This is a genomic window from Streptomyces sp. NPDC047002 (genome assembly GCF_040704505.1).
Taxonomy (GTDB): Bacteria; Actinomycetota; Actinomycetes; order Streptomycetales; family Streptomycetaceae; genus Streptomyces.
Genome location: NZ_JBEYWC010000006.1, coordinates 252111 through 265532, shown reverse-complemented (window position 1 = coordinate 265532; position 13422 = coordinate 252111). Strand labels below are relative to the sequence as shown.

The window sequence follows — 13422 nt, the reverse complement described above, 5'->3', positions numbered from 1 at the left end:
TTCTCGTCGGCCTCCGTCGCGCGCGGGTCGCCGATGTGCCAGCCGTGCAGCTCCTGGCCGCGCTTGCCCAGCGGATCCTCCCGGCTCTGCGCGGCCCCGGCGACGAAGCCGTCGAGGGAGATCGACATGTGGCAGGTGGTGTCGGACATCAGCATCTCTCCGAAAGCAGCGGTCTGGGCCGGTCGCGCGTCGCACCGCACGACACACGCACAGACTGGCAGAGCCCCCCGAACTCATCGCGCACCACCGCGAAGCCGCGATGCGGTGCGGATCTCCGGACCCCCGGAGCCCGGCGCCCCAAAACGCGCTTGCCCCGGCCGGGGGCGTGGCCGAACATCCCATGGCATGACCGACTCCGACGCACCACCCACCCACCGCCCCCTGGCCCTCGTCACCGGCGTCGGCCGGACCGCGGGCATCGGTGCGGGGGTCGCGTACCGGCTCGCCGAGTCCGGCTGGGACATCGCCTTCACCTACTGGACGCCGTACGACGCGCGGATGCCGTGGGGCGCCGAGTCCGGCGCCGCCGACGCGGTGTCCGAGGCCCTCGCGGAACGCGGCGCCGCACCGTACGCGCTGGCGGCGGACCTCTCCGAGCCGGACGCCCCCGCCCGGGTCTTCGACGCCGTCGAGGCCGCGCTCGGTGGGGTGACGGCGCTCGTGCTGTGCCACTGCGAGTCCGTGGACTCCGGGCTGCTGGACACGAGCGTGGAGAGTTTCGACCGGCACTTCGCCGTCAACACCCGGGCGAGCTGGCTGCTGATCCGGGAGTTCGGGCGCAGGTTCGCCGGGGACTTCGGCAGCGGCAGGATCGTCGCGCTCACCAGCGACCACACCGCGGGCAACCTGCCGTACGGCGCGAGCAAGGGCGCGCTCGACCGGATCACCCTGGCCGCCGCCCAGGAACTCGCCCACCTCGGTGTCACCGCCAACGCGGTCAACCCCGGCCCGGTGGACACCGGGTGGATGACGGAGCAGCTGCGCACCACGATCGCCGCCCACACCCCCCTGGCCCGCCTCGGCACCCCCGCGGACGCGGCCCGCCTGGTCGGCTTCCTCTGCTCCCCCGCCGGCCAGTGGGTCAACGGCCAGCTCCTCGTGAGCGACGGGGGCCTGGCGTAGGCGCGCTCAGGGACCGCGCCCGAGTTCGCGCACACCGGCGGCCACTACCTGGACGACTGCCGCGAGGCCCCCACCGTCCCCGACGACGCCGGACTCCTCGGCAACAGCCACGCCGTCAAGCGCTGGGCCACCGACCCGGCCGCCGCACACCGCCTCCGGACGCTCTCCGAGAGCCTCACCGGCCTGTCCTGACGGTGCCCCTCCGGCCGTAGGGCGAGGGCCTACAGTGCTTCCCACCGGGGCGCCCGCGCGGGAGCGCGGGCGGGCCCTTCGCCGCCGCGGCCCGGCGGCGGTCGGCAGCAACCACCCACCCCCATTGAGGAGTCGACCGATGACCAGGGTCCTGCAGGTCCTCTCGGCAGCACGCGTCTGGACGCTCAAGGACGGCACGGAGCACCCGACCGGGTTCTGGGCCGAGGAGTTCGTCGTGCCGTACACGCTGTTCACCGAGGCAGGCTGGGAGGTCACCGTCGCCACGCCCGGCGGCAGGGAACCGGTCCCTGACCGGCTCAGCCTCGGCGTCAGGGGCGGCGTGCTGCCCCACACCGCCAGGAAGCTCAGGGCCCAACTCGACCGTCTCGCACCGGTGCTCGCCCACCCCGCGGACCTCGCGGCCGTGGACCAGGCCGACTTCGACGTCGTCTTCTACACCGGCGGCCACGGCCCGATGGAGGACCTCGCCGTGGACGAGGTCTCCGGCGCGCTCCTCACCGCGCGGCTGGCCTCAGGACGGCCGCTCGCCCTGCTGTGCCACGCCCCCGCGGCCGCACTCGCCGCGCGGAACCCGGACGGCGGCTGGCCGTTCGCGGGGTACGCGATGACCGGGCTCTCCAACGCAGAGGAGCGGGTCAACCCGTTCTCCTGGAAGGCCGCGTGGCTGCTCGAAGACCGGCTGCGGGAAGGCGGCGCCGACTACACGGCCGGGCTGCCCCTCAGGTCCAAGGTGGTCGTGGACCGCAACCTCTACACCGGGCAGAACCCGGCCTCCTCGACCGCGCTCGCCCGGCGCATCATCGCCGACGTCACCGGTACGGGGGCGGCGGGCCGGTGACGTGAGTCGGAGATTCGTCGGCGGTGGGCGCCCGGCCCCCACCGCGCGGTCCTGGCGCGCGCGGCCCGCGCCCCCCCTCGCCCGCGCCTCCTCGCGCGGCCCGCGCCCGCCTCGCGCGGCGCCCGCCTCGCGCGGCGCCCGCCTCGCGCGGCGCCCGTGAACTTTCGCGGTCCCTCCCGCATCACACCAAGAAGTCGCGGAAACAGCCGCATGAACCTTCGACGAGGGGCGAGACGCATGACCATGACGAAGAAGACCCGGACCAGGACCGCACTGCTCGCCGCCACCGCCGTCGCGGGCGTGCTCTCGCTCACGGCCTGCGGCGGCGGCAGCGAGAAGACCGCGTCCACGAGCCCCGCCTCCGACACCGCCGCGGCCCCCGCGCAGACCGGGGCCACGGGCAACGGCTCGTCGGGCGGCGGCACTTCGGACGGCAGCGCCACAGGAAACGGCACCGCGGGCGGCGTCTCCACCGGCGGCAAGAACGGCGGCACCGGGCTGACCACCAAGGACAGCGCGAGCGGCGGGCGCGAGGTCCGCTCCGACTGCACGACCAGCGACTTCACCGGAGTCAAACTCGTCGCCAAGGGCCAGGAGATGAACTCCCGCTACTACGACCTCCAGCTCACCGGCAACAAGGCCACCTGCCGCACAGCGGGCTTCCCCGGCTTCTCCCTGCTCGACGCGCAGGGCCACCAGATCGGCGAGCCCGCCACCCACTCCAAGGACGGCACGGACCAGGCCGTCACGCTCAAGCCCGGCCAGGTGCTGCACGCCCAGGTGAAGACCCCCGACTCCGGTGTCACCGACGGCAAGTGCGACGCGAAGGCCGCGAAGATCAAGGTCTACCCGCCGGACAACACCGCAGCGCTCACCTCCACCGCCACGGCCGGCATCCGCGTCTGCGGCAGCGACCTCCAGATCGCCACCGTCTCCACCACCGCGCCCTGACCGGCGCGGCCCCCGCGCGGCCCCCGCCGGAATGAACTGCGGAGGTCGGGACTTCGTACTACCTGTGGTGGCCCCGGCGCGAAGCCGGGCCCGGAGCAGGGTACGGAGAGCGAGGGCGCGTGGGCCGGAAGAAGATCGTGATCGTGTGTGCACACTTCCACAGCGACCGCGTCGAAGAGGTGGACCGCAACTGGCTCCAGCCCTCCGCCGGCGTCCAGATCGCGTCGCAGATCGACCGGAGCGCGTACGACGTCACCCTGCACCACGAGATGTGGCACGGCCCCTACGGCACCGACGTGCCGGACGCCGACCTCGTCTTCCTCAACGGGCTCCAGAAGGACTTCGACCGGCAGCGCCAACTCTCCTACCTCTTCCGGCGCAAGGGCGCCCTGGTGGTGGCGGGCGGCAGCATCTGCACGCTGTTCCCCGCCTTCGCCGCACGGTTCTTCGACGCGGTCTGCTCCGGCGGCGTGGACAGCGTCCGGCAGGTGCTCGCCGACTTCGAGAAGGGCAGCCTGCGCCAGATCTACGTGTCGCCGCAGACCCGCATCTCCGACTACCCCATCGACTACGGGGTGCTCGGGGAGAACGGGATCGGCGGGCCCGTGCACCTCGTGGAGGCCTCCCGCGGCTGCAACTTCAGCTGCGACTTCTGCGCCGTGCCCGCGGAGAAGGCGCGGCACTCCGCGTTCGGCACCGACCGGGTCATGGCGATGATCGACGACGCGATCGCCGCGAGCCCCCGCTGGTCGCTCAAGCGCCGCTTCCCCATGGTCGCGTTCATCGACAACAACTTCTCCGACGACCGCGCGTACACCAGGGAGCTCCTCACCCGGCTGCGCCGCCACCGCAGGCTGCGGGTGTGGGGCGCGCTCGTCACGCAGGAGGTGCTCCAGGACCGCGGGCTCGTCGCCGACATGGCGAAGTCGGGCTGCCGCGTGCTGTTCACCGGCATCGAGTCCCTCGACCCGAAGTTCCTCAGCGCGCACAACAAGCGGCAGAACATGAAGGGTTCGGGCTCGCTGCTCGACGACATCGCCTTCGCACGGCGCCGCGGCATCGCCGTCGTCTACGCGTACCTCCTCGACGCGCGGATGTCGACGGTGGAGGAGATGGCGCAGGAGGTGCGGGCGCTCGCGTCGATCGACGCGCTCATCTTCCCGACGTTCATCTCGTTCGTCTCGCCGCTCGCCGGGACCCGGCTGTTCTGGGAGAGCGCGGAACGCGGCGAGCTGCGGCCGGGCCTCAGGCTGCGCGACCTCGACGGCATGTCCGTCGCCTACCGTGAATGCCGAAGCTCCGACGAGGAGTTGACGCGCTTCGCGCACACGCTGTTCAAACGCACCGCCGACCTCGTGCCCGCGCGCCGCCTCACCGCCAAGTCCCTCAGGGCCCTGCTCGCGCCCGGCGGCGGCCGCCCCTTCCCCCGCCTCGTCGCCTTCGGCGCCAACCGCCGCGTCCTGCGGCTGACGCGCCGCACCCCCGACACCGTGCCGCGCACCTACCTCGGCGGTACGGAGGTCCTGGACCCGCAGTACGCGTCCTGCCCGCAGGACATCTCCGCCGAGGACCGCGAGCGCTACTTCGAGCCCGTCACCGTCACGGACGCCGACGGCAACCTCGCGCCCTGGCTCGAACCGTACCGGCCGCGCCCCCGCAGGAGCCGGGCGCTGCCCGTCACCACCGCCCGTCAGGAGCCCCGCCCGTGAGCGAGCATCCCGCGGGCGGGCACCCCGCGGACGCGGACACCGGAAACGCGGACACCGGAAAGGCCGACACCGGGAACGCGGACACCGCCGGGGCGGCGCGGCGCCAGGGCCGGGCCGTGCCCGTGCCGGTGACGCGGGCTCGGCGGGCCCGGGTCACGGCGCGGCGCCGGGCCCGCTCCCTCGCTTTCCTGGTGCGCACGCTCCGCGACCGCGACCGGCCCGCCCTCGCCCACCTCGTGGTCACCCGCCGCTGCAACCTCGCCTGCACCTACTGCAACGAGTACGACCACACCTCGCGGCCCGTACCGGCGGACCGCCTCACGGACCGCGTCGACGAGCTCGGCCGCCTCGGCACCATGGCCGTCGCCCTGTCCGGCGGCGAGCCCCTGCTGCACCCCCGGCTCGCGCACGTCGTCGCACGGATCGCGGACCGGGGCATGATGGCGGGCCTCATCACCAACGGCTACCTGCTCTCGCCGCGGCGCATCGCCGCGCTCAACGCCGCCCGCCTCGACTTCCTCCAGATCAGCATCGACAACACCACGCCCGACGCGGTCTCCGCCAAGAGCCTCGACGTGCTCGACCGGCGGCTGCGCTGGCTCGCCGAGTACGCCGAGTTCGACGTCACCGTCAACTCCGTGATCGGCGGCGGCGTCCAGCGGGCCACCGACGCCCTCGCCGTCACCGAACGCGCGGAGGAACTCGGCTTCTCCACCACCCTCGGCGTGATCCACGGCCCCCAGGGCACCCTGCTGCCGCTGACCCCCGAGGAGCGCGACGTGTACACGCGGATCGCGCACCGCGGCGGCCGCCTCCTGCCGTTCCTGCGGAACGTCTACACCGGCGTGGGCCGCTTCCAGGACAACCTCGCGGCCGGCCGCCCCAACACCTGGCAGTGCCGCGCGGGCGCCCGCTACCTGTACGTGGACGAGACGGGCGCCGTCCACCGCTGCTCCCAGACCCGCACGGGCCCCGGCACGCCCCTCGCGCAGTACACGGTGCACCACATCCGCGAGGAGTTCACGACGCCCAAGGCGTGCGCCCCCTTCTGCACCGTGGGTTGCGTCCACCGCGTCGCCCGCCTCGACTCCTGGCGCAGCGCCTGATGCCCGGCGTCGCCGAGGTGCTGGCCCGGCGGCTGCGCGACGGCGGCGGCCCGGGGCGGCGCAGCGACCCGTACCGGCTCGCCCTCGCCGTCGAGGGCGGCACCAGCAGGGGAGCCGTCGCCACCGGCATGCTGCTCGCCCTCGACGAACTCGGCGCGGTCGGCGCCTTCGACGCGGTCTACGGCGCCTCCGTCGGCGCGCTCGGCGCCGCCTGGCTCCTGGCGGGCCGCATCGCCGAGGGGGCGCGCACCTGGTGGGACCCGGTCGCCATGGGCCGCGTCATGAACCCGCGCAACCTGCTGCGCGGGCGCCGCTTCATCGACCTCGACCCGCTCGTCGGCGAGGGGTCGCCGCTCACCGCCGACGCGCTGTGGCGCGTGCTCGCGCACGGCGTCGCGTTCCACCCGCTGGCCACGGACGCCGCCACCGGCCGCGCCACCGACCTCGCCCCGTACGTACGCGACGTCCCCACGCTGCGCACCGCGCTGCGCGCCTCCACCGCGGTGCCGCTGCTCGCCGGCGGACCCGTGCGCCTCGCGGGCCGCCGCTACATCGACGCGGGCATGGCCGAGCCGCTGCCGTACAGGACCGCGCTCGCCCAGGGCGCGAGCCATGTCCTGCTGCTGCGCACCCGGCCCGCCACCGACCTGCCCGCGCCGCCGCCGCTCGTGCAGCGGCTCCTCGTGCCGTGGGTGCTGCGCCGCGGCGCGGCGGGCACCCTGCCCGCCTGGTACGCGCAGCACGCGCGCAGGATCGCCGAGGAGGCTGACCTCGCAGCGCACCCGCGGGTCCTCAGCGTCCGGCCCGCGGCCGACGCCCCGGCCGTCGGCATCATGGAGCGCGACCCGCGGCGGCTGCGTGAGGCCGTGGACACCGGCCGCGCCGCGCTCCTCACCCTGCACGCCGCCGTGTCGGGCCGCGAGCACGGCGGGGCCGCCGAGGCCCGCGTGCCGTGACCGCGGCGGGGCCTGTCGCGCCCGCATGCCGTGGCCGCGGCGGCGCAACAGGCCGCGGTGCGCCGTGAACACGGTGGCGCCGGGCCCGTGTTGACACCGTGCGCGCCCCGCCCCGAAGGTGATCCGCGACACGTCACGCCGCGCCGACCCCCGAGAGGGCCCCCATGGACGACCGCAGCCCCGCCGACCGCTATCTCACCGCCGCAGTCGCCCTGCTGGAGCGCGTGCGCGACGAGGAGGCCGCGGCCGTCGCCGCCGCGGGGAGCGCGATCGCCGACACCGTCGCCGCGGGCGGCCGCCTCTTCGCCTTCGGCGCCGGCCACTCCTCGCTGCCCGCACAGGACACCGTCTACCGGGCGGGCGGGCTCGCCGTGATGAACCTGCTGACCGTGCCCGGCATGACCGGCGTCGACGTGCGCCCCGCCACCCTCGGCTCGGCGCTCGAACGCGTCGAGGGGCTCGCGGCCACCGTCCTCGACGCCTCACCGGCCGCCGCGGGCGACCTCCTCTTCGTCATCTCGCTCTCCGGCCGCAACACCCTCCCGGTGGAGCTGGCCGGGCACGCACGCGCCCTCGGACTCACCGTGATCGGCGTGACGTCCGTCGCCTACGCGGCCGAGACCACCCCGCGCAACGCCTCGGGCACCTTCCTCAAGGACCACTGCGACATCGTCCTCGACAACAAGATCGCCGTGGGCGACGCCGAGTTGACCGCCGACGGCGTCGCCGCGCCCTTCGCCCCCGCGTCCACCGTGGTCACCAGCGCCCTCATGCAGGCGGTCATGGCGACGGCGGCGACCGCGCTCGCCGACCGCGGCGTCGAGCCGCCGCTGCTGCGCTCGGGCAACGTCGACGGCGGCACCGAGTGGAACGCCCGCGTCATCGAGGAGAACGCGGGACGCATCTTCTGGCACTGAGCCCCCGCCTCGTTCGCCCCCCCTGGCGCGCCCGGTGGCTCAGCGCGGCGTGCGCAGCGCAGCCGCCAGGTCGAGCGCCGCGGCGATCATGGCCGTCACGTCCTCCGCGTGCAGCGCGTCCGAACGCTCGAACGCGGACCTGCTGCCCGTGCGCAGGAACGTCACCACGCCGAGCGACCTGCCGCGGCTGCGCAGCACCGTGCACAGCGCGTGGGCGCTGTCGGAGGGCCACTGCCGGGCCGCTGCCCACGTCGGCGCGGCCGTCGACGGCCGGCCCTCGCCCGCGCCCTGGTGGGCCGCCGCCGACGGGTGCCGCGCCTGGGACTCCCGTACGGCGCTGTCCTGCGCCGCCTGCCCGGCCGCCGGCGCGCTCGACCTGACCGAGCCTGCGCGCTCCATGGCGCGCAGCGCGGGATGGCCGTCGAGGTAGCGCACCGGGATGCCGCCGCCCGACGCCCGCGCCACCGGGCCCGACGCCCCGCTCGGCGTCGCCGCCGCGCGCACCAGCCGCACCGGGGCGTCAGGGCCCGCCGGGTCGGGCGCGGGGGCGCCGGGACGCGCCGCAGGCTCGGCCACCAGGTCGATCAGCGCGTGGTCGGCGAAGCCCGCGAGCGCGAAGTCCAGATAGGTGGTGGCCGCCTCCACCGGGTCCTCGCACTCGGCCGCGGCGCGGGCCGCCCGGTGCAGCTGGTTGGAGCGGAACCGCAGCCTGTCCGCTTCGAGCGCCGCCAGCTTGGTGTCCGTGACATCCGTGAACAGCCAGCCCACGCCGAGCGGCACGGGCTCCTCGGCGAGCGGCGACGCCAGCCGCAGGAACCCGCTGCGCCAGCAGCGGCGCCGCTCGCCCTCCGGGGTGCGGACCGTGACCCACAGGTCGGCAAGCCCGGTCGGGGCGCCCTCGGCGAGCACGTGGTGCAGGGCGCCCTCCAGCTCCTCCACGCCCTGCACGACCAGTTCGCCCAGCGGCCGCCCGAGCACCGTCGTACGGCCTGAGCCGAGCGCGCGGGCCGCGTGCCCGTTGACCACGGTGGGCCGCAGGTCCACGTCGACCAGCACGACCCCCCAGGACGCCTCCGTGAACAGCGCCTCGCTCAGCGCGATGGAGCGCTCCAGGTCGATCTGCGCGTGCACCTCGCTGAACGCGCAGTACACCCCTGCGGGCTTGCCGTCGGCGCCGCGCACGCCCGCCGACTGCGTGCGCACGAGCACCCGGCCGCCGTCCTTGCGCAGCAGCGCGAACTCGTGGACCTGGCGGCCCTCGCCGTCCATGGTCGCCATCAGCCGGGCCAGCACGTCGTCGGCGTCGGCCGAGCGGGCGGCCCAGCCCGCGAACCCGTGCCGCCCCACGGCCTCGGCGGCGCTCCAGCCGAGTATCCGCTCGGCCTCGCGGTTCCAGTGGGTGATCACCCCGCCCGCGTCGAAGGCGCACAGGGCCGCGTCCATGCCGTCGAGCAGGGCCGCGAGCAGGTCCGAGCCGGGCTCGCCGGGGCCCGCGGCATCGGTGGTCTCACTCCGGGAAGCACTCATCCTGGCCACCCCCATGCGGGACGTCTGCGCCTGTCCCGCACACGTCCGATCACTGCGATCATTCCACTGAACGTGACGTGACACACACCTGGTTCGGGAAAATCGTATCGCGCCCGGCGCCCGGACCGCGCTGGCCAGGCCGAAGGCCGGCCGCCCCGGCGCGGGCACCGCACGAGGCGGTCCGCGGCTGCCGTGGCCGGCCCCCGCGGCCCCCTGTGGATTTCCGCGAAATTCGCTTGTCGCGGCCGCACGGCTTTTCCTACCCTTGCAGTACACGAGAAGGGAGGTGGTTCGGCAGATGTATGACAACCGGACGCGTGAGGTGACTGCGGGCTAGCGGCCCGTTCGTCGCACTCTGTGCGGTGCCGGCTCCGCCGGCCAATCCCAAGCAGTCACCGACCCGCGGGCTCGCCGGTACGTCCGGCCGGCTTCCTCCCCGGAGGAGACCGAGCCCGCGGGTTTCTGCGTGCCACGGCCTGCGTTTCCGCGTTCCGCGGGCTGCGTTTCCGCGTTCCGCCGCTCACGGCCGGTGGCGGCCCCCGCTCAGGACAGCACCTCGACGTACCCGTCCGTCCCGTGGACGCGGACGCGCTGCCCGTCGCGGATCAGCCGGGTGGCGCCCGCCACGCCCACGACCGCGGGCAGCCCGTACTCCCGCGCGATCACCGCACCGTGCGTCATCCGGCCGCCCACCTCCGTCACCAGGCCGGCGACCCCCACGAACAGCGGCGACCAGCTGGGGTCGGTGAAGGCCGTGACGAGGATGTCGCCCGCCGCAAGCTCGGCGCGCGCCGGATCCGCGACGACGCGCGCCCTGCCCTCGACGGTGCCCGCCGAGACCGGTACACCGGGCAGCGCACCGGCCGGGACGTCGTCGCGCCGGTACGCGCCGTGGAGCGCGTCGCCCTCCGAGGTGAGCACCCGGGGCGGGGTGAGCGCCTGCCAGGCGCGGAACTCGGCCGCGCGCCGCGCGATCAGCGCGCCGTCCACCCGCCGGGTGCGCACAGCGTCGCGGAACTCCTCGAACGTGAGGTGGAAGACGTCCTCGGCGTCGCGGACCACCCCCGCTCCGACGAGCCGCCGGGCCTCCGCGAGGAGGGCGCGCCTGTAGACGAAGGAGCGGCTGACGATGGCGTACTTCGGGTACTCGCGGTAGCCGGTGAAGGCGCGCACCCGGTCGATCATCCGCCGGGTACGCGCCGCCTTCTCCTCCCCTTCCGGCAGGGCCCGCAGGCGCGCCAGCACGTCCTCCTCCTTCTGCCGCGCCCTGCGCCTGCCGTCCTCGAAGCGCCGTGCCGCCTCGCCGGGGCCGAAGTTCCTGACGTTGTCGAGGAGCGCGGGCACGAGCGCCGCCGGGCGCTCCCGCCACCTGGGCCTCGTGATGTCGATCTCCCCGGCGCAGCGCATGCCGTACCGGCCGAGGTACGCGTCGAAGGCCGCGCGCACCCCGGCACCGCCGGGCAGCCCGGCGAGCCCGTCGAGGAAGCCGTCGTCCCCCGCGCGCTCCAGGTACGCCACCACCTCCGGGTGCGGGCGGACCGCGTCGGCGACGTCGAGCAGCGCGAGCCCCATCTCTGCGGTGACGTTGCCCGGCGCGGAGAGCATGAGCGTGTCGGCCGCGTTCTTCTCGCCGAGCCACGCGTGGAGCCGGTCGTTCAGCCACCAGGTGGCGTCCATGCCCGCCATGAGCGCCCGGTGGGCGAGCGGGTCGCCGAGCAGCCGCCGGTGCTCGGCGAACGCCCCGAGCAGGAAGTCGAACAGCGCGGGCCCCGACACCCCCGCGATCTCCCGCTCCAGCGCGGCGAGCGACGCCTCGCCGCGCCCGACCAGCTCGGCGACGACGGCGGGATCGGGCGCCTCCGTGTCCGCGGCGTCCGGCTCCGCCGCTTCCGTCTTCGCCGCTTCCTGGGCGTGCGCGCCGCCCGGTGCCGCGTCCGGGGCCTGCGGCACGAATCCCTCGCGGTCGAGCACGGTCTCCAGCGCGTCCCTGACCAGCGGGTCGCCCCTGCCCATCACGTCGAGGAGCGCGGCGCGGCCCGCCGGCGCCGCGAGGCGCGCGGTGACGTCGACGAACAGCCGCCCGCCCGCCGCGTGCATCGGCACCATCGCCGTGAGCTGCCACAGGGAGAGCCCCAGGGCTTTCATCGGGTCGGTCATCATCTGCGCGTGGCCGACGGAGACGTACACGCGGTTCCCGCCGTCCGCCGCGCCGGGGCCGGGGCCGGGGCCGGAGCCGGGGACAGGGACAGGGACAGGGAACAGCGTCGTGATCGGCCGGCTCTGGACGATCAGGAAGCCGTCGTCGGCGAGGCACCACTCGATGTCCTGCGGGCACCCGAGGCGCGCCTCGATCCGCCGCCCGAGGTCCACGAGCCGCACGGCCTCGGCGTCCGTCAGCGCGGGCCGCTCCCGCAGCTCCGCCTCGACGGCCGCCGCCCGCACGGCGCCGCCCTGCACGGCCCGTACGGCGCGCTCCTTGACGGCGACCGACCTGGCGACGACCCCGCCGCCGCGCACCGTGAGGACGTCCGGGTCGACAAGACCGGAGACCAGGGCCTCGCCGAGCCCGTGGACCGCCTCCACGACCGCGGTCCTGCGGTTGCCGGTGACCGGGTCGGCCGTGAACAGGACGCCGGACGCCCGCGGTTCGGCCATCCGCTGCACGACCACGGCCATCAGGACCGCGCGGTGGTCGATGCCGTGGTGCGCGCGGTAGGCGACGGCACGCTCGGTGAACAGCGAGGCCCAGCACCGCCCGATGTGCCGCAGGACCTCCGCCGCCCCCACGACGTTCAGATACGTGTCCTGCTGGCCGGCGAACGAGGCCGTCGGCAGGTCCTCGGCGGTCGCGCTCGACCGCACGGCGCAGGCCGTCCCCGCGCCGAGCCCGGCGAGCGCTTCGGTGACCGCCGCCGCGATGTCGCCGGGGACGGCGATCCCCTCGACGACCCCGCGGATCCGGGCGCTCAGCGCGCGGACCGCCTCCCTGTCGTCCGGTTCCGTTTCCGCCAGCAGGTCGAGCAGCCCGCCGAGCGACGGCGCCCGCGCCACGGCCCGCAGATAGGCGTCCGTCGTCACACAGAACCCGTCCGGCACACGGGTCCCCTCGATCCGCGACAGCGCGGCCAGCTGCGCGCCCTTGCCGCCGAGCACCGCGGTCCGCGCCTCCCCCGCGTCGCGCAGCCCCACCACGTACCGCTCCCCCACGACCGCACCCATGTGCACCTCGTCTCCCCCCGTTTCCCCAGGCAGTAGCGTCGGCCGCCGATTGTGCGCCACTCCTGGGGCCTTGCCGCAAGCCCCCCTGTGCGCTATACGTTGAGAGTGGCAGGGAGAGCGCGCTCCCTGCCTTTCGCATGTGGTGTGTTGTGGTGTGATGCGGTGCGGTCCTACGGGCAGAGGCGTTCGAGGCGCCAGGCCTCGCCCGCGCGCGTGTAGCGGAGGCGGTCGTGGAGGCGGTTCTCGTGGCCCTGCCAGAACTCGACGGTCTCCGGTGTCACGAGGAAGCCGCCCCACTGCGGCGGGACCGGCACCTGTTCGCCCTCCGGGTGGCGCGCGGCGAGCTCCTCGTACCGCCCGATCAGCTCCTCGCGTGAGGCGAGGGGCGCCGACTGCTCGCTCGCCCAGGCGCCGAGCTGCGAACCGTGCGGCCGGGTACGGAAGTACGCGGCGGTCTCGTCCCTGCCGACGCGGGCCGCGGTGCCGGTGACGACGACCTGCCGGGCGATCCGGTGCCAGGGGAACAGCAGCGACACGTACGGATTGGCGGCGATCTCGGTGCCCTTGCGCGACCCGTAGTTGGTGTAGAAGACGAAGCCGCGGTCGTCGTAGTGCTTCAGCAGGACCGTGCGGGACGAGGGCCTGCCGCGCGGGTCGGCGGTGGAGACCACCATGGCGTTGGGCTCGGGCAGCCCGCGCTCCGCCGCGGCCTTGAACCACCGGGCGAACTGGTCCATGGGCGTGGCGGCGACGTCGGACTCCAGCAGCGGCACGGACCTGTACTGCTCGCGCATGGCGGCGGGATCGGGACTCTCAGGGGTCACGGCCCCATCCTGCCGCAGCCACCGCCCCGCGGGGAGCCGG

The 13422-nt window shown here is 75.0% G+C and carries 10 protein-coding genes; 7 read left to right on the top strand and 3 right to left on the bottom strand.

Annotated features, from left to right (window positions below; translation table 11 throughout):
- Nucleotides 1-345 precede the first annotated feature (345 nt).
- From AB0910_RS09145 to AB0910_RS09115, 7 genes are all read left to right on the top strand, one after another.
- The gene (locus AB0910_RS09145; RefSeq protein ID WP_366743879.1) at nt 346-1122 is read left to right on the top strand and encodes an SDR family oxidoreductase; all 777 of its coding nucleotides are present in this window, start codon (nt 346-348) and stop codon (nt 1120-1122) included.
- 331 nt (nt 1123-1453) lie between these two features.
- Complete coding sequence (locus AB0910_RS09140; protein ID WP_366743878.1) at nt 1454-2173, top strand: type 1 glutamine amidotransferase domain-containing protein; 720 nt, start codon at nt 1454-1456, stop codon at nt 2171-2173.
- A 237-nt stretch (nt 2174-2410) separates the two neighbouring features.
- The gene (locus tag AB0910_RS09135; protein ID WP_366743877.1) at nt 2411-3124 is read left to right on the top strand and encodes a DUF4232 domain-containing protein; all 714 of its coding nucleotides are present in this window, start codon (nt 2411-2413) and stop codon (nt 3122-3124) included.
- A gap of 137 nt (nt 3125-3261) precedes the next feature.
- Complete coding sequence (locus tag AB0910_RS09130; protein ID WP_366743876.1) at nt 3262-4833, top strand: radical SAM protein; 1572 nt, start codon at nt 3262-3264, stop codon at nt 4831-4833.
- Nucleotides 4830-5939, top strand: coding sequence for a radical SAM protein (locus tag AB0910_RS09125; RefSeq protein WP_366743875.1), 1110 nt, complete (start codon nt 4830-4832; stop codon nt 5937-5939). Before AB0910_RS09130 ends, AB0910_RS09125 begins: the two co-directional genes overlap by 4 nt.
- Nucleotides 5939-6895 (top strand): patatin-like phospholipase family protein, encoded by a 957-nt coding sequence (locus tag AB0910_RS09120; RefSeq protein ID WP_366743874.1) that lies wholly within the window; start codon nt 5939-5941, stop codon nt 6893-6895. Before AB0910_RS09125 ends, AB0910_RS09120 begins: the two co-directional genes overlap by 1 nt.
- 164 nt (nt 6896-7059) lie before the next feature.
- Nucleotides 7060-7812, top strand: a complete 753-nt coding sequence (locus tag AB0910_RS09115; protein ID WP_366743873.1) for an SIS domain-containing protein — start codon at nt 7060-7062, stop codon at nt 7810-7812.
- 39 nt (nt 7813-7851) lie between these two features.
- Here the strand turns inward: AB0910_RS09115 and AB0910_RS09110 are convergent, their stop codons facing one another.
- The 3 genes from AB0910_RS09110 to pdxH all read right to left on the bottom strand — a co-directional run bounded on the left by AB0910_RS09110 (nt 7852) and on the right by pdxH (nt 13352).
- Nucleotides 7852-9339: a PAS domain-containing protein gene (locus tag AB0910_RS09110; RefSeq protein ID WP_366743872.1), complete on the bottom strand. Its 1488-nt coding sequence runs from the start codon at nt 9337-9339 to the stop codon at nt 7852-7854.
- Nucleotides 9340-9882: 543 nt separating this feature from the next.
- On the bottom strand, nt 9883-12546 hold the full coding sequence (rph, locus tag AB0910_RS09105) for a rifamycin-inactivating phosphotransferase (protein WP_366743894.1): 2664 nt from the start codon (nt 12544-12546) through the stop codon (nt 9883-9885).
- 182 nt (nt 12547-12728) lie between these two features.
- A complete protein-coding gene (pdxH, locus tag AB0910_RS09100) occupies nt 12729-13352 on the bottom strand; it encodes a pyridoxamine 5'-phosphate oxidase (RefSeq protein ID WP_366743893.1) in 624 nt (207 codons plus the stop codon).
- Between the last annotated feature and the right edge of the window lie 70 nt (nt 13353-13422).

Excerpts from the sequence above, each read along its gene's own strand:
- AB0910_RS09140 (WP_366743878.1), top strand. The coding sequence starts at position 1,454 with ATGACCAGGGTCCTGCAGGTCCTCTCGGCAGCACGCGTCTGGACGCTC.
- pdxH (WP_366743893.1), bottom strand. The coding sequence starts at position 13,352 with ATGCGCGAGCAGTACAGGTCCGTGCCGCTGCTGGAGTCCGACGTCGCC.
- AB0910_RS09135 (WP_366743877.1), top strand. The coding sequence starts at position 2,411 with ATGACCATGACGAAGAAGACCCGGACCAGGACCGCACTGCTCGCCGCC.
- AB0910_RS09115 (WP_366743873.1), top strand. The coding sequence starts at position 7,060 with ATGGACGACCGCAGCCCCGCCGACCGCTATCTCACCGCCGCAGTCGCC.
- AB0910_RS09145 (WP_366743879.1), top strand. The coding sequence starts at position 346 with ATGACCGACTCCGACGCACCACCCACCCACCGCCCCCTGGCCCTCGTC.
- AB0910_RS09110 (WP_366743872.1), bottom strand. The coding sequence starts at position 9,339 with ATGAGTGCTTCCCGGAGTGAGACCACCGATGCCGCGGGCCCCGGCGAG.
- AB0910_RS09120 (WP_366743874.1), top strand. The coding sequence starts at position 5,939 with ATGCCCGGCGTCGCCGAGGTGCTGGCCCGGCGGCTGCGCGACGGCGGC.